This window comes from Mesorhizobium sp. WSM4807, from assembly GCF_055811615.1.
Genome location: NZ_JBVVQY010000001.1, coordinates 286387 through 305634, shown reverse-complemented (window position 1 = coordinate 305634; position 19248 = coordinate 286387). Strand labels below are relative to the sequence as shown.

Below are 19248 nucleotides of genomic sequence, written 5' to 3'. Positions count from 1 at the left end.
TGGGGCTGGAGCACCCCTCATCCGACCGAGCTTCGCTCGGCCACCTTCTCCCACAAGGGGAGAAGGAAGAGGCGCTCGCTCCTCACGCCCCCGCCGTGTACGCGGCGATGGCCGCCATGTTGACGATATCGCTGTCCTTGGCGTTGAGCGAGACGATCTGAACCGGCTTGTCCAGGCCGACCAGCAGCGGGCCGATGACGGTCGAGCCGCCGAGTTCCTGCAGCATTTTGGTCGAGATCGAGGCCGAGTGGAAGGCCGGCATGATCAGCACATTGGCCGGACCGGTGAGCCGAATGAACGGGTATTGCGCCATGGCGCGCGCGTTGAGCGCCACGTCGGCGGCCATCTCGCCGTCATACTCGAAATCGACGCGCCGCTTGTCGAGGATGCGCACCGCTTCCTGGACGCGTTCGGAGCGCTCACCCTGCGGATGGCCGAAGGTGGAATAGGCAAGCATAGCGAGCCTTGGTTCATAACCCATGCGGCGGGCAAAGCCGGCGGCTTCCTCGGCGATGTCGGCGATCTGTTCGGCATTGGGCATGTCGTGCACGGCGGTGTCGGCGACAATCACGGTTCGGCCCCGCGCCAGCACGATCGAGGCGCCGATGACGCGGTGGCCGGGCTTGGCGTCGATGGCACGGCGGATGTCGTCGAGCGCCGTGGAATAGTTGCGGGTGACGCCTGTGACGATGCCGTCGGCGTCGCCCAGCGCCACCATGCAGGCGGCGAAATGGTTGCGGTCGTTGTTGATCAGTCGCTGGCAGTCGCGGAACAGGAAGCCCTTGCGCTGCATGCGCTCGTACAAATAGTCGGTGTAGACGCCATTGCGGCGCGACAGCCTGGCATTGATGATCTCGATGCCTTGCTTGCCAAGCTCGATGCCGGCGTTCCTGGCATTCTCCTTGATGATGTCGTCGCGGCCGAGCAGGATGGCGGTGCCGAGCCGCTGGTTCACATAGGAGACGGCGGCGCGCATCACCTGCTCCTCCTCGCCCTCGGCGAAAACGATGCGCTTGGGCTGACGACGCACGCGGTCGTAGATGCGCTGCAGGGTCGAGGCGATCGGGTCGCGGCGGGCGGAAAGCTCCTGCGCGTAGCGGTCGAGGTCGAGGATCGGCTTGCGCGCGACGCCGGACTCCATCGCTGCCTTGGCGACCGCGATCGGAATGGCCGAGATCAGGCGCGGATCGAACGGCACCGGGATGATGTAGTTGGGGCCGAATTTCGGCCGCATGCCCTGGTAGGCGGCGGCGACGTCGTCGGGCACATCCTGGCGCGCCAGTTCGGCGAGCGCACGCGCCGCGGCGATCTTCATGTCGTCATTGATGGTGGTGGCCCGCACGTCCAGTGCGCCGCGGAAGATGTAAGGGAAGCCGAGCACGTTGTTGACCTGATTCGGATAGTCCGAACGCCCTGTGGCCATGATGGCATCGGTGCGGATTTCGGCGACTTCCTCCGGCGTGATCTCGGGATCGGGATTGGCCATGGCGAAGATGATCGGCTTCTCGGCCATCGACTTCACCATCTTGGTGGTCAGCGCGCCCTTGGCAGAGAGGCCGAGGAACACGTCGGCGCCGTCGAGCGCCTCGGCCAGCGAGCGCGCTTCGGTCTTGACGGCATGCGCCGACTTCCACTGGTTCATGCCTTCGGTGCGGCCCTGGAAGACGACGCCCTTGGTGTCGCACAGGATGATGTTTTCAGGCGCAAAGCCCATCGCCTTCATCAACTCGATGCAGGCGACGCCGGCCGCACCCGCGCCATTGCAGACCATTTTCGTGGTCTTCATGTCGCGGCCCGTGATTTCGAGCGCGTTGATCAGGCCGGCGGCCGAAATGATGGCGGTGCCGTGCTGGTCGTCATGGAAGACCGGTATGTCCATCAGTTCGCGCAGCCGCTGCTCGATGATGAAACATTCCGGCGCCTTGATGTCTTCCAGGTTGATGCCGCCGAACGAAGGGCCAAGGAAACGCACGCAATTGATGAACTCTTCGGCATCCTCGGTGTCGACCTCGAGATCGATGGAATCGACATCGGCGAAGCGCTTGAACAACACCGCCTTGCCTTCCATCACCGGCTTGGCGGCCAGTGCGCCGAGATTGCCGAGGCCGAGGATGGCGGTGCCGTTGGAAATGACGGCGACCATGTTGCCGCGCGCCGTGTAGTCGAAGGCGCGGCTGGGATCCTCGGCGATGGCAAGCACCGGAACCGCGACGCCCGGCGAATAGGCGAGGCTGAGATCGCGCTGGGTGGCCATCGGCTTGGTGGCGACGATCTCCAGCTTGCCGGGGCGGCCCATGGCGTGGAATTCCAGCGCCTCCTGCGCACTGACGGAGGGTCCGGCGTTTTCGGTTTTCCTGGCCATGATGCTTTCGATTTCCTCACCCGTGCGGCACCGCTTGAGACGGGTCCAATGCTTTCTTTTGTGGAACGTTCGGGATTAAGGCTACACTTCGCCGCTGTAAACCGCCAAGCAGATGGCTTGGGAATTTTGGAAGCAGCTTGTTGAACGACGAAACGCCCATTCGCAGCGACAGCGCTACGCCGGCCTTTGCGCCGGCGACGCCGATGATGGAGCAGTATATCGAGATCAAGGCGGCAAACCCGGATTCGCTGCTGTTCTACCGCATGGGCGATTTCTACGAGCTGTTCTTCGACGACGCCGAAAAGGCGAGCCGGGCGCTCGGCATCGTCCTGACCAAGCGCGGCAAGCATCAGGGCCTCGACATTCCGATGTGCGGTGTGCCGGTGCATGCCGCCGACGACTATCTGCAGAAGCTGATCGGACAAGGGTTCCGCGTCGCCGTCTGCGAGCAGATCGAGGATCCGGCAGAGGCGAAGAAACGCGGCGGCAAATCGGTGGTGCGCCGCGACGTGGTGCGGCTGGTGACGCCCGGCACCATCACCGAGGACAAATTGCTGGCGCCGTCGGAATCGAGTTTCTTGATGGCACTTGGCCGGGTCAAGGGCGGGGCCGAGCCAAGAGGCGGGGAGCGCGGCAGCGAGACAGGGAACCAAGGAAGTTTTGCGCTGGCCTGGATCGAGATCTCGACCGGCGCCTTCCGCGTTGCCGAGACCACCGCCGACCGGCTGCTCGCCGATGTCTTTCGCGTCGACCCACGCGAGTTGATCGTCGCCGAGCCGGTGTTTTACGACGCCGAGCTGAAACCGGTGTTCGATGTGCTCGGCCGGGTCGCCAATCCGCAGCCGCCGAGCCTGTTCGATTCAGCGTCGGCAGCCGGGCGCATCGCCCGCTTCTTCGAGGTGGCGACGCCGGACAGTTTCGGCACGTTTTCCCGCGCCGAGCTGTCCGCGATCTCAGGCGCAATCGCCTATGTCGAAAAGACGCAGAAGGCCGAGCGGCCGCCGCTGTCGCGGCCCGAGCGCGAGGAGCAGGGTTCGACACTGTTCATCGATCCGGCGACACGCGCCAATCTGGAACTGCTGCGCACCCTGTCCGGCAGCCGTGAGGGTTCGCTGTTCAAGGCCATCGACCGCACGGTGACCGGCGGCGGCGCGCGGCTGCTTGCCGACCGGCTGATGGCGCCGCTGACCGACCCGGCGGCAATTGGTGCAAGGCTGGATTCGGTATCGTTCTTCCGCTCCGAGACTCGACTGTGCCAGGCGGTGCGGGCGAGCCTAAAGAGCGTCGCCGACATGCCCCGCGCCCTGTCGCGGCTGGCGCTCAACCGCGGTGGCCCGCGCGACCTCGGCGCGCTGCGTGCCGGGTTCGAGGCAGCCGGCGCCATTGCCGAACTGTTTGGGGCGACCGCCCTGCCGCAAGAACTGGCGGCGGCGCTGGCGGCGATCAAGGCTCTGCCACGCCCGCTGGCCGAGCATCTGACGCAGGCGCTCAGTGACGAGTTGCCGCTGCTCAAACGCGATGGCGGCTTTGTCCGTTCCAGCTACAATGTTGAACTCGATGAGATGCGAGCGCTGCGCGACGAATCGCGCAAGGTCATCGCCGGACTGGAGCGCTCGCTGATCGACGAAACCGGCATCCGCTCGCTGAAAATCCGGCACAACAATGTGCTTGGCTACTACATCGAAGTCACTGCCAACCACCATGCGATCATGACGAGCAGCGATGGGGCGAAGGCGCGCTTCATCCATCGCCAGACCATGGCTAATGCCATGCGCTTCACCACGACCGAGCTGGCCGAGCTGGAATCGAAGATCGCCAACGCCGCCGACCGGGCGCTGGCGATCGAGCTTGCCGCCTTCGACAGGCTGACGGCGGAAGCGGTCGGCGAGGTGGACAAGATCCGCGCCGGCGCCGATGCGCTTGCCGTGCTCGACGTATCCTCGGCACTTGCCCAGCTTTGCGAAAGCGAGGCCTGGTGCCGGCCGGTGGTGGACTCGAGCCTCGCCTTCGCCATATCAGGCGGGCGGCATCCGGTGGTGGAACAGTCGCTGCGGCGTTCGGGCGAAGGACCGTTCGTCGCCAATGATTGCGATTTGTCGCCGGAAGGCGGCGCCAAAAACGGCGCGATCTGGCTGCTGACCGGCCCCAATATGGGCGGCAAATCGACCTTTCTCAGGCAGAACGCGCTGATCGCCATCCTCGCCCAGACCGGCTCCTTCGTGCCGGCGGCATCAGCCCATATCGGCGTCGTCGACCGGCTGTTTTCGCGTGTCGGCGCCTCCGACGATCTGGCGCGCGGCCGCTCAACCTTCATGGTCGAGATGGTCGAAACGGCGGCGATCCTCAACCAGGCCGGCGAACGCGCGCTGGTGATCCTGGACGAGATCGGCCGCGGCACCGCTACCTTCGACGGCCTGTCGATCGCCTGGGCGGCGGTCGAGTATCTGCACGAGAAGAACCGCTGCCGGGCGATCTTCGCCACCCATTTCCACGAGATGACGGCACTGGCCAGCAAACTCGCTCGACTGCACAATGTCACCATGCGGGTCAAGGAATGGGAGGGCGATGTGGTCTTCCTGCACGAGGTCGGCAAGGGTGCCGCCGACCGCTCCTATGGCGTGCAGGTGGCGCGTCTGGCCGGCCTGCCGGAAGCGGTGGTCGGGCGGGCCAGGGAAGTGCTGCACCAGCTGGAGGCGGGCGAGGTTTCGGGCAAGGCCAACCGGCTGGTCGACGATCTGCCGCTGTTTTCGGTGGCGCTGAAACGGGAAGCGCAAAAGCCGGCCAGGGATGACGCACTCGGTGCCGCGCTCGGCGCGATCAACCCCGACGAGATGACGCCGAGGGAGGCGCTGGAAGCGCTTTATCGGCTGAAGGGAATGGCGGGGAAGTAGCTGGGCCTCGTCCGATAGTGCTCTACGGCGCCCCCCTCTGTCCTGCCGGACATCTCCCCCACTTGGGGGGAGATTGGCAGCTTCGCAGACAGCATCTTTTCTCCAGTGTTGGAGATTGGCGAAGACGATGGGGATAGCCGATCTCCCCCCTTGTGGGGGAGATGTCCGGCAGAACAGAGGGGGGCGCGAAGGAACGCGGCCTTAGTTTTATTTCCCCGCTACTATCCTCAAATCATCTGCAGCCCGCGCTTGCGGGTTGGCGGCGGGAAAGCGCGGTCGATGTCGGCGAAATCTTCCGGGGTGAGCTCGATGTCGAGCGCGGCGGCATTCTGGCGGACATGCTCTTGTCTGCCGGCCTTTGGAATGGCGATGACGCCTAGCTGCGCCATCACCCAGGCCAGCGCCAGCTGAGCCGCCGTCGCATTGTGGCGGGCGGCGATAGCCTCGAGCCTGGTATTGCGCGCCAATACGCCCTGATCGACCGGCGAATAGGCCATCAGCGGAATGCCGCGCTGCCGGCCCCATATTGCAAGGTCGAATTCGGGGTCGCGCTGGGACAGATTGTAGAGGATCTGGTTGGTCTGCACGCTGTCGCCGGCCGGCAGGCTGACCAGTTCCTGCATCTCATGGGTGTCGAAATTGCTGACGCCCCAGTGGCGGATCTTGCCGGCCTTTTTCAACGCCTCGAAGGCCTCGACCGTTTCCGCCAGCGGCACGCTGCCGGGCCAGTGCAGCAGATAGAGATCGATCCGGTCGGTGCGCAGATGCCTGAGGCTTCCGTCGCAGGCCGCCGGCACGCCGGCGCGCGAGGCGTTGGACGGCAGCACCTTGGAGACCAGGAACACCTCGTCGCGGCGCCCGGCAATGGCATCCGCCACCACCTCCTCGGCCCCGCCGCTGGCATACATTTCGGCGGTGTCGATCAGCGCCATGCCGAGATCGAGCCCGAGCTTCAGCGCGTTGATCTCATCGGCGCGGCGGCGGGCGTCCTCACCCATTTTCCACGTGCCTTGACCGAGCACGGGAACGGCTTCGCCCGAGGGCAATGTGGTGGTTCTTATCGTTGACGGCATGATGCGCTCCAGTCGAGACTGGATGGCACCACACCCTTCGGGAGAAATCCACCCCAGATTTCCCGCGAGCTGCCTGATGCTACTTCACCGGATGGGCGGCGAGCCAGGCCTGCATCTGCTTGATCTCGGCTTCCTGCGCCGCGATCACCGCCTCGGCCATTTTTCGCATTTCCGGATGCTTGCCATTGGCAAGCTCGATCTCGGCCATGTCGATGGCGGCCTGGTGATGCGGGATCATGCCGCGGGCGAAATCGACATCGGCATTGCCGGAATATTCAATCGCCATCATGGCGGTGTGCATCTTGTCCATCGCCGCCTTGTAGCCGTCGGTCGAAGGGCTTTGCGCGCCCATCGCGCCCTTGTCGTGCGCCCCCATGTCGTGTTTCGTCTCCTGGGCTTGCGACGGAATGCTTTCGAGGAAAACGGCAAGCAGCATTCCCGCCGCCATCAGCAGCAGCACGATCTTCTTGGCCAAGGTCATTCATTGTCTCCTTTTTTGAACGAATTTCTATCTGGGGGCTTGGCTCAGAGTTTCAACGTTCTGAGCCGCAACGCATTGGTGATGACCGAGACCGAGGACAGGCTCATCGCCGCCGCCGCCAGCATCGGCGACAAAAGCGTACCGGTGATGGGATAGAGCACGCCGGCGGCGACCGGCACGCCAAGCACGTTGTAGAGGAAGGCGAAGAACAGGTTCTGGCGGATGTTGCGGATCGTCGCCTGGGCGAGCGTGCGGGCCCGGACGATGCCGTTGAGATCGCCCTTGACCAGCGTGATCCCGGCGCTTTCGACCGCTACATCGGCGCCGGTGCCCATGGCGATGCCGACATCGGCGGCGGCCAGCGCCGGCGCGTCGTTGACGCCGTCGCCGGCCATGGCGACGCCGGCGCCCCTGGCGCGCAACTCCTCGACCAGGGCGCTCTTCTGTTCCGGCAGCAGGCCGGCACGCACCTCGTCGATGCCGAGTCTGCTTGCGATGGCCTTCGCCGTGCGTTCGTTGTCGCCGGTCGCCATGATGATCTTCAGGCCGCGTTCGTGCAGCGCCTTGATCGCCTCTGATGTCGTCGCCTTGATCGGATCGGCGACGGCGACAATGCCGGCCAGTTTGTTGCCGACGGCGACGAACATCGCGGTCTTGCCGTCGGCCTGCAGCGCTTCGGCGCTGGTCGAGATGGATGCGATATCGATGCCGAGATCGGCCATCATCGCGGCGTTGCCGAGCGCGACCTTCTTTCCCGACACCGTTCCGGAAACGCCCTTGCCAGTGACCGCCTCGAAACCATCGGCGTCGGGAATTTTTACCCCGCGCTCACTGGCACCTTCGACGATCGTCTCGGCCAGCGGATGCTCCGAGCCTTTTTCGAGGCCGGCGGCAAGTGCCAGCAGATCATCTTCCGTCATACCCTCGGCGGCGGCGACGTCGGTCAATCTCGGCCGGCCTTCGGTCAAGGTGCCGGTCTTGTCGACGATCAGCGTGTCGACCGAGGCAAAGCGTTCGAGCGCCTCGGCGTCCTTGATCAGCACGCCGGCATGCGCGCCGCGCCCTGTGGCGGTCATGATCGACATCGGCGTGGCAAGGCCCAGCGCGCAGGGACAGGCGATGATCAGCACCGAGACCGCCGAGACGATGGCAAAGATCAGGCTGGGTTGCGGCCCGAAGATCGCCCAGGCGATGAACGCAACGATCGCAACCACCACGACGGCCGGGACGAAATAGAAGGAGACGCGGTCGGCCAGGCCCTGGATCGGCGCGCGCGAACGCTGCGCCTTGGCGACGAGCTCGACGATCCGCGCCAGCGTAGTTTCGGCGCCGATCCTCTCGGCGCGCATGATCAGCGAACCGTTCTTGTTGAGCGTGCCGCCAGTGAGCGGGTCGCCTTCAGTCTTTTCGACCGGCAGAGGCTCGCCTGACAGCATCGATTCGTCGATGGAAGAGCGGCCTTCCAGCACGATGCCGTCGACCGGCACGGCGTCGCCAGGGCGGATGCGCAGGCGGTCGCCGGCCTTGACCGTGTCGAGCGGCACGTCGTTTTCGGAACCGTCCTCGCCGATCAGCCGCGCGGTCTTCGGCGCGAGGTCGAGCAGCGCGCGGATCGCCGAGCCGGTTTTTTCACGGGCGCGCAATTCCAGCACCTGGCCGAGGAAAACCAGCGCCACGATGACGGCGGCCGCCTCGAAATAGACCGGCACCGTGCCCTCATGACCGCGAAACTGGTGCGGAAATATATCCGGGAACAGCGTGGCGACGACGCTGTAGAGATAGGCGGCGCCAACGCCGAGCGAGATCAGCGTCCACATGTTGGGGCTGCGGTTGAGAACCGATTCCCAACCGCGATGGAAGAAGGGATAAGCGGCCCACAATACAACCGGGCTGGCCAGCGCCAATTCCACCCAGATCTTGGTCGAATCGTCGATGAAGGCGCTAAACGTCACGCCGAGCATCGGCGCCATGGCGAAGATCAGCAATGGCACAGACAACGCGGCACTCACCCAGAAGCGCCTGGTAAAATCGACCAGTTCCGGGTTCGGCCCCTCATCGCCGGTCGGCACGCCCATCGGTTCCAGCGCCATGCCGCAGATCGGGCAGGCGCCTGGCTTGTCGCGGACGATTTCGGGATGCATCGGGCAGGTGTATTGCGTGCCTTTCGGCATCGGCTGCGGCTCTGGCCTGTCGCCAAGATACTTTGCCGGCTCCGCCTCGAATTTCAGCTTGCAGCCGGCCGAGCAGAAATAGAAGCCCTGGCCGTCATGCCGGGCAAAGTGCTTCGCTGTGGCACGGTCGACACGCATGCCGCAGACCGGGTCGGTGGCGGTAAGGTACTTTCCCGGCTCGGCGGTGAATTTCGAACGGCAGCGCTCGCTGCAGAAGTGAAAGAGATGGCCGCCATGCTCGGCTGTCGGCTTGCCGACGGCCGGATCGACGGTCATGCCGCAGACCGGATCGCGAATGACGGCGTCGGCCACGGACGGAGCAGCTTTCGCCGCGCAGCAGCCGCTATGGGCGTAATGGTCGTGGTCGGAATGGGTCATGCGGAAAGGCCTCTCTGTCTCGATCTCGAAACGGAGGTAGTGCTTCCAGTGACTGGAAGGTCAAGGGCCAATTTCGACGTTTCGTTGCCCTAGTGCGTGCCGGACGGGCCTGGGCGGAAAAATCCCGCAGCCAAACCGCATCCACGCTATGGACGCCGCCACTTTTGGGCTTGGCAACATCGTCCAGCAAGACCATCTATCAGCTTGTTCCAGCGCTGTGCGTCCAGGGCCAGTTCCTGGACGAAGCGACCATCTGCCGGCGGCGGCAGGAGGCGATTATCGCGTTGGACTACCGTGGAGAGCGTGTCCGTCCGTCCCATACCCAGCGCCGGGAAAACGCGCTATAGACGCCGCCGAAACGGCGAGGCCGAACGGCACTTATGGCAAGAATCTCTCTAAAGCTCGATGAACTGATCGACAGCGAAGCCTTGCGCTGCGAGATGACCGCGCTGACCGCGGCCACGGCAGGCGACGGCTCCGGCAAGGCTGCGCGCGCCGGTGTTCTCCAGCTTCTCAAGGGCAGGCTGGCCGCCGGCCGCAGCATCGCCGAACGCATGCTGATGGACGACGGCAGCGGCACCGCCTGCGCCGCCCGGCTGTCGCATCTCATGGACGAGATCATCCGCGCGCTCTACGATTTCGCCGCCACCCATGTCTATCGCGTCAAAAACCCGTCTTCGGCCGAACGCATGGCCGTCGTCGCGGTCGGCGGCTATGGCCGCGGCACGCTGGCGCCGGGATCCGACATCGATCTCCTCTTCCTGCTGCCCTACAAGCAGACGCCATGGGGCGAGCAGATCGTCGAATACATGCTCTACATACTGTGGGATCTGGGGCTGAAGGTCGGCCACGCCACCCGCAACATCGACGAATGCCTGCGGCTGTCGCGCACCGACATCACCATCCGCACCTCGATCCTGGAGGCGCGTTTCCTGTGGGGCGAGCAGAAACTCTACGACGAGCTCCTGCAGCGTTTTGACCGCGAGGTAGTGCGCACGACCGGGCCCGAATATGTGCAGGCCAAGCTTTCCGAACGCGACGAGCGCCATGCCAAGGCTGGTGAAAGCCGCTATCTGGTCGAACCCAACGTCAAGGACGGCAAGGGCGGCTTGCGCGACCTGCAGACCTTGTTCTGGATCGGCAAGTATTTCTACCGGGTGCGCACCGGCGAGGAGCTGGTCGACAAGGGCGTCTTCACCGGCACCGAATACCGGGAGTTCCAGAAGGCCGAGGACTTCCTGTGGGCGGTGCGCTGCCACATGCATTTTCTCACCGGCAAGGCCGAGGAACGGCTGCATTTCGACATCCAGCGCGAGATCGCCGAGCGGCTGGGCTACACCACACATCCGGGCCTGTCGGCGGTCGAACGCTTCATGAAGCATTACTTCCTCGTCGCCAAGGATGTCGGGGATCTGACCCGCATCTTCTGCGCTGCGCTCGAGGAAGAGCAGGCCAAGCATGTGCCGGGCTTCAACCGTATCTTCCTCACCTTCTCGCGCCGCAAGCGCAAGCTTGCCGGCACGTCCGATTTCATTATCGACAACCATCGCATCAACATCGCCGACGACCTGGTGTTCGAGCGCGATCCGGTCAATCTCTTGAGGCTGTTCTGGTTTGCCGACAAGCACGGGTTGGAATTTCACCCCGATGCGCTGAAGCTGCTGACCCGTTCACTCGGCCTTGTCGGTAAGGCGCTGCGGCGCGACGAGGAAGCCAACCGGCTGTTCCTCGACATATTGACGTCGGACCGCAATGCCGAACTCAATCTCAGGCGTATGAACGAGGCGGGACTGCTGGCAAAGCTGATCCCGGATTTCGGCAAGATCGTCGCCATGATGCAGTTCTCGATGTACCACCACTATACGGTGGACGAGCACCTGATCCGCTGCATCGGCGTGCTGGCCGAGATCGAGCGCGGCGACGGTGAAAAGATCCACCCGCTTGCACACTCGCTGATGCCGGGGCTGAAGAAAAGCCGCGAGGCGCTCTATGTCGCGGTGCTGCTGCACGATATCGCCAAGGGCCGGCCCGAGGACCATTCCGAAGCGGGCGCCCGGATCGCGCGGCGCACCTGCCCGCATATGGGGCTGTCGGCGGCCGATACCGAAACAGTCGCCTGGCTGGTCGAGAACCATCTGATCATGTCGATGACGGCGCAAACGCGCGATCTCAACGACCGCAAGACGATCGAGGATTTTGCCGCGACCGTGCAGTCGGTCGAACGGCTGAAGCTGCTGCTCATCCTTACCGTCTGCGATATCAGAGGCGTCGGGCCCGGCGTCTGGAACGGCTGGAAAGGGCAGTTGCTGCGCACGCTCTACTACGAGACCGAATTGCTGTTGACCGGCGGGTTTTCGGAGGTGTCGCGTGCGATGCGCACCGCGGCTGCCCGCGAAAAGCTGGCCGAGGCGCTCGCCGATTGGCCGGAAAAGGCGCGCAAGCGCTATGTCGCCAAGCACTACGAGAATTATCTGCTGGCGGTCGATCTCGCCGACCAGCTTCGCCACGCCGAATTCATCCGCGAGGCGGATGCGGCGGGCAAGAAGCTCGCCACCATGATCAAGACCCATCAGTTCGAGGCGGTGACCGAGATCACCGTGCTGGCGCAGGACCATCCGCGCCTGCTATCGGTCATTGCCGGCGCCTGTGTGGCGGCCGGCGGCAACATCGTCGACGCGCAGATCTTCACCACCTCCGACGGCCGCGCGCTGGACACCATCCTGATCTCAAGGGAATTCGACCGCGACGAGGACGAGCGCCGCCGCGCCGAGCGCGTCGGCCGCCTGATCGAGGACGTGCTGTCGGGCAAGAGCTGGCTGCCGGAGATGATCGAAAAGCGGACCAAGCCGCGGCGCGGCGCCAAGGTCTTCCGCATCCAGCCACGCGCCGAAATCCGCAATACGCTGTCGAACCGGTTCTCGGTGATCGAGGTCGAGGGGCTGGACCGGCCGGGCCTGCTGTCCGAGATCACCGGGGCGTTGTCCGACCTGTCGCTCGACATCGCGTCGGCACACATCACCACTTTCGGCGAAAAGGTCATCGATACCTTCTACGTCACCGATCTCACCGGCCAGAAGATCGACAGCCCGACACGCATGGCCGCCATCCAAAACAGGCTGATTTCGGTCCTCGAAGGCGCCGTGCCCGAACGCGGCGGCAAGGCCAGGGCCGCGGCCGAGTGAAAACCACCATTTATTTGTCCCAATCCTGCAGGCAGTCTCCAGACACATGAGCCTTGTCAAAAAGTTCGCGACGGTCGCTTCCGGCACGCTGATGAGCCGTGCCCTCGGCTTCGGCCGTGAGATGCTGATGGCGGCCGCACTCGGCACTGGGCCGATCGCCGACGCCTTCAACGCCGCCTTCCAGTTCCCCAACACTTTTCGCCGGCTGTTTGCCGAAGGCGCCTTCAACGCCGCCTTCGTGCCGCTCTTCGCCAAGGAGATCGAGACCCACGGCACCGATGGCGCCAAGCGCTTTTCGGAAGAGGTGTTCGGCGTGCTGTTCACGGCGCTGCTGGCACTGACCATCGCCATGGAACTGGCGATGCCGCTGATCGTGCGCTACCTGGTGGCGCCGGGCTTTGCCGACACGCCGGGAAAGTTCGAAATGACGGTCCGGCTTGCGACCATCATGTTTCCCTACCTGATCTGCATGTCGCTCGGCGCCATGATGGCCGGCATGCTGAATTCGCTGCGCCGCTATTTCGCCGCCGCGGTGGCGCCGGTGTTTCTCAACATCATCCTGATCGGCGTGCTCGCCTATGCCTGGCACAAGGGATCGGACGCGCGCACCGTCGGCTTCGCACTGGCTTGGGGCGTGCTGGCGGCGGGGCTGGTGCAACTGGCGATCGTCTGGGTGGCGGTGCGCCATGCCGGCATCTCGATCGGTTTCCGCCGGCCAAAGATGACGCCCAATGTCAAGCGGCTGCTGATCCTGGCGCTGCCAGCGGCAATCACCGGCGGCATCACCCAGATCAACCAGCTGATTGGCACCGCGATTGCCTCGGCGCAGGACAGTGCAGTGTCGTCGCTCGCCTATGCCGATCGCATCTACCAGCTGCCGCTCGGCGTCGTCGGCGTCGCCGTCGCCATCGTGCTTCTGCCCGAACTGTCGCGGGCGCTGAAGTCAGGCAATCTGATCGAGGCGGCCAATCTGCAGAACCGGTCGGTGGAGTTCACCTTGTTCCTTACCTTGCCAGCGGCGGCGGCACTGCTGGTCATGTCGGAGCCGATCGTGGGGCTGGTCTACGAACGCGGTGCGTTTGCCGCCAACAACTCGACGCCGATCGTGGCGGCGATCCTGGCGATCTTCGGCTTGGGCTTGCCGGCCTTCGTGCTGATCAAGGCGTTCACCCCCGGCTATTTCGCCCGCGAGGACACGCGCACGCCGATGATCTTCGCCGCCATCTCGGTGGCCGTGAACATCACCACCGCGCTGACGCTGTTTCCGTCGATGGGCGCGCCGGGCATCGCCGTCGCCTCGGCCATCGCCGGCTGGGTCAATGCGCTGATGCTGCTCGGCGTGCTGATCCGGCGCGGCCATTGGGGCCGCGACGTACCGCTCATGAGACGCATCCCACGGCTGGTGCTGTCGGCGGCGGTGATGGGGGCGGCGCTCTATACTGCCGAGCACTGGTTTGCCGTCCAACTGGCCTCGGCCTCACCGCTGGTCATCAAGGCTACGACGCTTCTCGCGCTGGTAGCCGGCGGGGCGTTGCTTTATTTCGTCACCGCCTTCGCCATCGGCGGCGCCGATTTCGGCATGATCCGGCGCAATATCAGGCGGAGGGGCTCCCCTTCGACTAGGGAATAGTCTCCAGATCCGTAAACCGGAACTCGTCCGCCGTCGAAAGCATCGGAACGGCGTAGTGGCGCGCGCAAGCGTAGTGAAAGCAATCCGCGAGGTTGAGGCGATTTGGCCCGGATCGAAATCGCATGGCTGCATCCAACGACAGCGAGACTGCGGCTGACGGATCGGGCAGGTCACGAACCGCGATATCTCGTTGCTCCAGGAATGCGATGACCAGACCCCTGCTGTCGTCGACGGAAATCGCGAACTTGTCTGGGCGCGCAAGAGCCACCGCCGCTTCCCATACGGCTATCGCGGACGTGAACCGTTCTGCAGCTGCAACCACGGCGTCGGAGCAGCGTTCAGCTTCGTTCTCATCGCTCAGGATGGCGATTATCGCGGCCGCATCGATGAACATCAGTTCTCCCCGGACATTTCATCGAAGACCGAGCGAGGGAGTGGCCTGCGCGCCTTGTCGTTCAGCTTGATTCCGATTTCCGCGCGAAGGCGGGCGGCGGTTTGGAGAGGCGTCTCGCGGTTGCGCCGGCGCTCCAAAGCTTCACGCATGGCGATCACAATCGCCTCGGTGATGCCGACGCCCTCGAGCTTGGCGAAAGCACGCGTCAGATTGTCCGCCTCCTTGTTGTTGATATTGATCGTCATCGGTCTTGCCTCATTGGTGTAGCTGACATTATGTAGCTATCTACATTGCCTCGTCAACGCCGGGCGAAACGGAAGCCATTGCCTCGGCGCTAAGTCAATTTTGTTCTTGCTTTGTGCCGGCAGTTATGCTATCAATCTCGCCACGGTGCTGATTTGCGCCGACGACCCGCCGTAAGGCGGGGCTTTTGTTTCTAGTCGGCGCTATCCTCCCTCTTGCGGCGTCTTGCTCAGCCGAGGCCAGGCGCTGCGCCGCTCATCCAACGGCCTCTTGATCCGCTCCCCGCTCTCGTCCATAAGCGCGCCGTCGAAAGACTTTCGCCGCGCGCGAAACGGCCCTCCACAAGCCAGGGAAATCCCATGACTGACTCCAATCAGCCCGTCTTCAATCAGCCTGCCTTCAAACCGCTCGTCTTTTCCGGCGTCCAGCCGACCGGCAATCTGCATCTCGGCAACTATCTCGGCGCCATCAAGAAATTCGTCGCCCTGCAGGACACCTCCGATTGCATCTATTGCGTCGTCGACCTGCATTCGCTGACCGCGCAGCTCGTCCATGACGATCTCAGGGACCAGACGCGCTCGATCACCGCGGCGTTCCTCGCCTCCGGCATCGACCCGAACAAGCACATCGTCTTCAACCAGTCGCGGGTCATGCAGCACGCCGAGCTCGCCTGGATCTTCAACTGCGTGGCCCGCATCGGCTGGATGAACCGGATGACGCAGTTCAAGGACAAGGCCGGCAAGGATCGCGAGAACGCCTCACTTGGGCTGCTCGCTTATCCGAGCCTGATGGCGGCCGACATCCTCGTCTACCGCGCCACCCATGTGCCGGTCGGCGACGACCAGAAGCAGCATCTGGAGCTGACACGCGACATCGCGCAAAAATTCAACAACGACTTCTCGGACCGCATCGCCGGCCTTGGCGTCGGCGTCGAGATGAAGGTCGGCGAGGAGACGGTGAACGGCTATTTCCCGCTGACCGAACCGATCATCGGCGGACCGGCGGCGCGCATCATGTCGCTGCGCGACGGCTCGAAGAAGATGTCGAAGTCGGATCCGTCGGACCTGTCGCGCATCAATCTGACCGACGATGCCGACACCATCTCCAAGAAGATCCGCAAGGCCAAGACCGACCCCGAGGCGTTGCCCGGGGAATTGGACGGCCTGGCCAGCCGGCCCGAAGCCGAAAACCTCGTCGGCATCTATGCAGGTCTCGCCGAGATATCGAAGGAGGCGGTGCTGAAAGAGTTCGGCGGCCAGCAATTTTCGGTGTTCAAGCCGGCGTTGGCCGACCTCGCCGTGGAAAAGCTGGCGCCCGTTGCCGGCGAAATGCGCCGCATTTCCGATGACCGCGCCTATGTCGACGCGGTGCTCAGGGATGGCGGCGAGCGGGCCGGCGCCTTGGCCGAGGCGACGATGAAGACCGTGCGCGACATCATCGGCCTGCTGCAAAGCTGAACCTTAAAGCGCCGCGCGTCCATTTGGACGCGCAAGGACGTTCCAACGCACCCGACATCGCTACATCCGCCGGTCGCTTGCGGCCGGGCTGTGGCGGTGGCAGATTGCGACCGAAACCATCGAACAGGGTGAATATGGTCTCCAAACGCCTCAGCCGCGAAGCCGGCCATCGCCGCAAGTTCCTGGCGATCATCGACGACACGCCCGAATGCGAGCGGGCCGTCGTCTACGCCTCGAAACGCGCGCAGAGCACCAACGGCGTGCTGGTGCTGCTCTATGTGATCGAGCCCGACGATTTCCAGCATTGGCTGGGTGTCGAGAAGATCATGCGCGAGGAGGCCACCGCCACCGCGCGGGCGGCGCTTGATGCGTACGCCAACAAGGTGCGCCAGAAACTCGGCATCGAGCCGGAACTGGTGGTGCGCGAAGGCAAGCCGACCGAAGAGATTCACAAATTGATCGAGGAAGACCAGGATATCGCCATCCTCGTGCTGGCGGCCGGCGCCGGCAAGGAGGGGCCGGGGCCGCTGGTCGGTGCGGTTGCCGGCAAGGGCGCCGCCTTCCCGATCCCGGTGACAGTGGTGCCGCAGAACCTGTCCGACGAAGAAATCGACAGCCTGGCGTGAAGTGTGCTGATATTCAGGTGAGGTCGGCCTGCGAACGGCGGTTTCCTGCGCTTCCGTACCCAAAAGTACGCTCCGCTCCGGTTCTCGGAAACCGTCATTTTTCGGCTCGGCCTGACCTGAATCTCAACACACCTCAAAGTATGTTGCAGAAGACCGCAAAAACATTCTCCCAGCCAGCCGTTCCGGCGAAGCCTTTCGCTTGAATGTCCTGCCGATAAGGCCTATTTAGAATTATTCCAAACTATCTGCCCGAATGGGCACGGAGACATCCATGTTCATCCAGACCGAATCGACGCCAAATCCGGCAACATTGAAGTTCCTGCCCGGCAAGGAAGTGCTTGTCGAAGGCACCGCCGATTTCCGCGATGCCGACAGCGCCGCTACGGCTTCGCCGCTGGCCGGCCGGCTGTTCGAGATCCCCGGCGTCACCGGCGTCTTCTTCGGCTATGATTTCGTCACCGTGACCAAGGACGGCCCCGATTGGCAGCATCTGAAGCCGGCGATCCTCGGCGCCATCATGGAACATTTCATGTCCGGCGCGCCGGTGATGGCCAAGGCCGGCCCCGCCGCCGAGACCAGTCAGACCGGCGAATTCTACGACAAGGCCGACGAGGAACTGGTCATCACCATCAAGGAACTGCTCGACACACGGGTGCGCCCGGCCGTCGCCCAGGACGGCGGCGACATCACCTTCCGCGGTTTCGAGAACGGCACTGTGTTCCTGCACATGAAGGGCGCCTGCGCCGGCTGCCCGTCATCGACGGCGACGCTGAAGCACGGCATCCAGAACCTGCTCCGGCATTTTGTGCCCGAGGTTCAGCAGGTCGAGCAAGTCTCTTAGAGACTCCGCTCAAAAATACGCTAGTTCACCTTCACGCGATAACAAAACAAAAAACCGGGCCAAAGTGCCCGGTTTTCTGTTCTGGACGTCTGTTGTTGCCTAGACGGTCCGCATATGAAAGTTTTTACAGGACGATGACCTTGGCGCCGACCGAGGTGCGGTCGTAAAGATCGATGATGTCCTGGTTCATCAGCCGGATGCAGCCCGACGACATCGCCTTGCCGATCGAGTTCCACTCCGGGCTGCCATGCAGGCGGTAGCCCGAATCGCCGCCCTTGTTGAACAGATACAGGGCGCGCGCGCCGAGTGGGTTCGTCAATCCCGGCTCCATGCCGCCGGCAAACTTGGCGAGCTCCGGCTGGCGCCTGATCATCGCCGAAGGCGGCGTCCAGGTCGGCCATTCGCGCTTCGCCGCGATACGGGCGGTGCCGCGCCATTCAAAACCCTCGCGGCCGACGCCGATGCCGTAACGCATCGCCTCGCCGCCGCCCATGACGTAATAGAGAAACTTGTTCTGCGTATCGACGACGATGGTGCCCGGCTTTTCATCGGTGTCGTAGCTAACGACCTGCCGGCGGTACTTGAACGGCACCTTTTCGATCGGAATGCGCGGCAGTTGATAGCCCGCATCGGTCATCGGACCGTAGTTGTTGGTGAATATCCGCGAGCCGATGGTGCTGCAACCAGCAATAGCCGTCGACAGCGCAAGTGCGGCGACGATTGCGAATGACTTCATGCGCATGAAAAGGTCCGATGCCCCACCCAAGAGATAGCGGCACGAGACGGCCGCCTTGTCGCCATCATTCATGCTGGCATTTGCTTTGCTTGCCAAGCGCGCGATGCCTATATGCAGGGGCTTACATGCCGGTAAGTCCGCAACTGTGGCTTTCCGGCAACGGCCTTCATAAGATTATGTAGGAAATTCAATGGGGCGGTCCGCCAGCCCGCCAGAAGTCGAGGAACCGTCATGAATGTCGGAGATGCCGCCCGCCGTTCCGGCCTGCCGGCCAAGACCATCCGCTACTATGAGGAGATCGGCCTGATCCGACCGCAGCGCGCCGGCAACGGCTACCGCGACTATTCGGGCGCCGACATCCACCGGCTGACTTTTCTGCGCCGCGCGCGCAATCTTGGCTTTTCGATCGACGACTGCCGCCAGCTGATGGCGCTCTACCAGGACCGCAGCCGCGCCAGCCATGACGTGCGCGAGATCGCCGCCGCGCATGTGAGTGCAATCGAGGAGAAGGTGCGCGAGCTGCAGTCGATGCGCTCGACCCTGCAGAAGCTGATCCATGCCTGCCACGGCGACGACAGACCTGACTGCCCGATCCTGGACGATATGGCGGGGGCTGCTTTGCCACGTGATAATGTGTCCGCACAGGTGTGAAGGTTGCGCGGCGATGGCATTCGATGCTGTCTTTGACGTTTCGCGAGGGAGGCGATTGCCGCGGTCTGCGCCAAGGCGTGCCGGTTGCGATCGAGATGGCTGACGCGGATGGAAGGGCCTGATCCTTCAAAG

The 19248-nt window shown here is 63.8% G+C and carries 14 protein-coding genes; 7 read left to right on the top strand and 7 right to left on the bottom strand.

The window, feature by feature from the left end:
* Window positions 1–82: 82 nt before the first annotated feature.
* Window positions 83–2362, bottom strand: a complete 2280-nt coding sequence (locus AC0L3N_RS01420) for an NADP-dependent malic enzyme (RefSeq protein ID WP_473545028.1) — start codon at window positions 2360–2362, stop codon at window positions 83–85.
* Window positions 2363–2565: 203 nt separating this feature from the next.
* Here AC0L3N_RS01420 and mutS point away from each other — a divergent pair, with 203 nt between their 5' ends.
* The gene (mutS, locus tag AC0L3N_RS01415) at window positions 2566–5253 is read left to right on the top strand and encodes a DNA mismatch repair protein MutS (protein WP_473545281.1); all 2688 of its coding nucleotides are present in this window, start codon (window positions 2566–2568) and stop codon (window positions 5251–5253) included.
* 227 nt (window positions 5254–5480) lie between these two features.
* Here the strand turns inward: mutS and AC0L3N_RS01410 are convergent, their stop codons facing one another.
* The 3 genes from AC0L3N_RS01410 to AC0L3N_RS01400 all read right to left on the bottom strand — a co-directional run bounded on the left by AC0L3N_RS01410 (window position 5481) and on the right by AC0L3N_RS01400 (window position 9356).
* Complete coding sequence (locus AC0L3N_RS01410) at window positions 5481–6326, bottom strand: aldo/keto reductase (protein ID WP_473545026.1); 846 nt, start codon at window positions 6324–6326, stop codon at window positions 5481–5483.
* A gap of 79 nt (window positions 6327–6405) precedes the next feature.
* Complete coding sequence (gene copM / locus AC0L3N_RS01405; protein WP_473545024.1) at window positions 6406–6807, bottom strand: CopM family metallochaperone; 402 nt, start codon at window positions 6805–6807, stop codon at window positions 6406–6408.
* Between the two features lie 44 nt (window positions 6808–6851).
* Window positions 6852–9356 (bottom strand): heavy metal translocating P-type ATPase, encoded by a 2505-nt coding sequence (locus tag AC0L3N_RS01400; RefSeq protein ID WP_473545022.1) that lies wholly within the window; start codon window positions 9354–9356, stop codon window positions 6852–6854.
* Between the two features lie 380 nt (window positions 9357–9736).
* Here AC0L3N_RS01400 and AC0L3N_RS01395 point away from each other — a divergent pair, with 380 nt between their 5' ends.
* Window positions 9737–12538 carry a [protein-PII] uridylyltransferase gene (locus AC0L3N_RS01395; protein ID WP_473545020.1) on the top strand — a complete coding sequence of 934 codons (2802 nt, stop codon included), beginning with the start codon at window positions 9737–9739 and terminating at the stop codon, window positions 12536–12538.
* Window positions 12539–12584: 46 nt separating this feature from the next.
* Window positions 12585–14168: a murein biosynthesis integral membrane protein MurJ gene (gene murJ / locus AC0L3N_RS01390; protein WP_473545018.1), complete on the top strand. Its 1584-nt coding sequence runs from the start codon at window positions 12585–12587 to the stop codon at window positions 14166–14168.
* Here the strand turns inward: murJ and AC0L3N_RS01385 are convergent.
* Window positions 14158–14562, bottom strand: a complete 405-nt coding sequence (locus AC0L3N_RS01385; RefSeq protein WP_473545016.1) for a type II toxin-antitoxin system VapC family toxin — start codon at window positions 14560–14562, stop codon at window positions 14158–14160. The genes murJ and AC0L3N_RS01385 overlap by 11 nt on opposite strands.
* Complete coding sequence (locus AC0L3N_RS01380) at window positions 14562–14807, bottom strand: type II toxin-antitoxin system VapB family antitoxin (protein ID WP_473545014.1); 246 nt, start codon at window positions 14805–14807, stop codon at window positions 14562–14564. Before AC0L3N_RS01380 ends, AC0L3N_RS01385 begins: the two co-directional genes overlap by 1 nt.
* A gap of 357 nt (window positions 14808–15164) precedes the next feature.
* Here AC0L3N_RS01380 and trpS point away from each other — a divergent pair, with 357 nt between their 5' ends.
* The 3 genes from trpS (at window position 15165) to AC0L3N_RS01365 (ending at window position 17729) form a co-directional block, all read left to right on the top strand.
* On the top strand, window positions 15165–16262 hold the full coding sequence (trpS, locus tag AC0L3N_RS01375; RefSeq protein ID WP_473484144.1) for a tryptophan--tRNA ligase: 1098 nt from the start codon (window positions 15165–15167) through the stop codon (window positions 16260–16262).
* A gap of 134 nt (window positions 16263–16396) precedes the next feature.
* On the top strand, window positions 16397–16888 hold the full coding sequence (locus tag AC0L3N_RS01370) for a universal stress protein (protein ID WP_095493836.1): 492 nt from the start codon (window positions 16397–16399) through the stop codon (window positions 16886–16888).
* Between the two features lie 271 nt (window positions 16889–17159).
* Window positions 17160–17729 (top strand): NifU family protein, encoded by a 570-nt coding sequence (locus tag AC0L3N_RS01365; RefSeq protein WP_095493837.1) that lies wholly within the window; start codon window positions 17160–17162, stop codon window positions 17727–17729.
* Between the two features lie 124 nt (window positions 17730–17853).
* On the opposite strand, the gene AC0L3N_RS01360 is transcribed toward AC0L3N_RS01365, so the two are convergent.
* A complete protein-coding gene (locus tag AC0L3N_RS01360) occupies window positions 17854–18471 on the bottom strand; it encodes a L,D-transpeptidase (protein WP_473545279.1) in 618 nt (205 codons plus the stop codon).
* A 225-nt stretch (window positions 18472–18696) separates the two neighbouring features.
* Between AC0L3N_RS01360 and cueR the strand changes: the two genes are divergently transcribed.
* Window positions 18697–19116, top strand: a complete 420-nt coding sequence (gene cueR, locus AC0L3N_RS01355) for a Cu(I)-responsive transcriptional regulator (protein ID WP_473545012.1) — start codon at window positions 18697–18699, stop codon at window positions 19114–19116.
* Window positions 19117–19248 lie beyond the last annotated feature (132 nt).

Bases quoted from the DNA above. Each gene is read 5' to 3' on its own strand.
- AC0L3N_RS01420 (WP_473545028.1), bottom strand. From the start codon at position 2,362: ATGGCCAGGAAAACCGAAAACGCCGGACCCTCCGTCAGTGCGCAGGAG.
- mutS (WP_473545281.1), top strand. From the start codon at position 2,566: ATGATGGAGCAGTATATCGAGATCAAGGCGGCAAACCCGGATTCGCTG.
- AC0L3N_RS01410 (WP_473545026.1), bottom strand. From the start codon at position 6,326: ATGCCGTCAACGATAAGAACCACCACATTGCCCTCGGGCGAAGCCGTT.
- copM (WP_473545024.1), bottom strand. From the start codon at position 6,807: ATGACCTTGGCCAAGAAGATCGTGCTGCTGCTGATGGCGGCGGGAATG.
- AC0L3N_RS01400 (WP_473545022.1), bottom strand. From the start codon at position 9,356: ATGACCCATTCCGACCACGACCATTACGCCCATAGCGGCTGCTGCGCG.
- AC0L3N_RS01395 (WP_473545020.1), top strand. From the start codon at position 9,737: ATGGCAAGAATCTCTCTAAAGCTCGATGAACTGATCGACAGCGAAGCC.
- murJ (WP_473545018.1), top strand. From the start codon at position 12,585: ATGAGCCTTGTCAAAAAGTTCGCGACGGTCGCTTCCGGCACGCTGATG.
- AC0L3N_RS01385 (WP_473545016.1), bottom strand. From the start codon at position 14,562: ATGTTCATCGATGCGGCCGCGATAATCGCCATCCTGAGCGATGAGAAC.
- AC0L3N_RS01380 (WP_473545014.1), bottom strand. From the start codon at position 14,807: ATGACGATCAATATCAACAACAAGGAGGCGGACAATCTGACGCGTGCT.
- trpS (WP_473484144.1), top strand. From the start codon at position 15,165: ATGACTGACTCCAATCAGCCCGTCTTCAATCAGCCTGCCTTCAAACCG.
- AC0L3N_RS01370 (WP_095493836.1), top strand. From the start codon at position 16,397: ATGGTCTCCAAACGCCTCAGCCGCGAAGCCGGCCATCGCCGCAAGTTC.
- AC0L3N_RS01365 (WP_095493837.1), top strand. From the start codon at position 17,160: ATGTTCATCCAGACCGAATCGACGCCAAATCCGGCAACATTGAAGTTC.
- AC0L3N_RS01360 (WP_473545279.1), bottom strand. From the start codon at position 18,471: ATGCGCATGAAGTCATTCGCAATCGTCGCCGCACTTGCGCTGTCGACG.
- cueR (WP_473545012.1), top strand. From the start codon at position 18,697: ATGAATGTCGGAGATGCCGCCCGCCGTTCCGGCCTGCCGGCCAAGACC.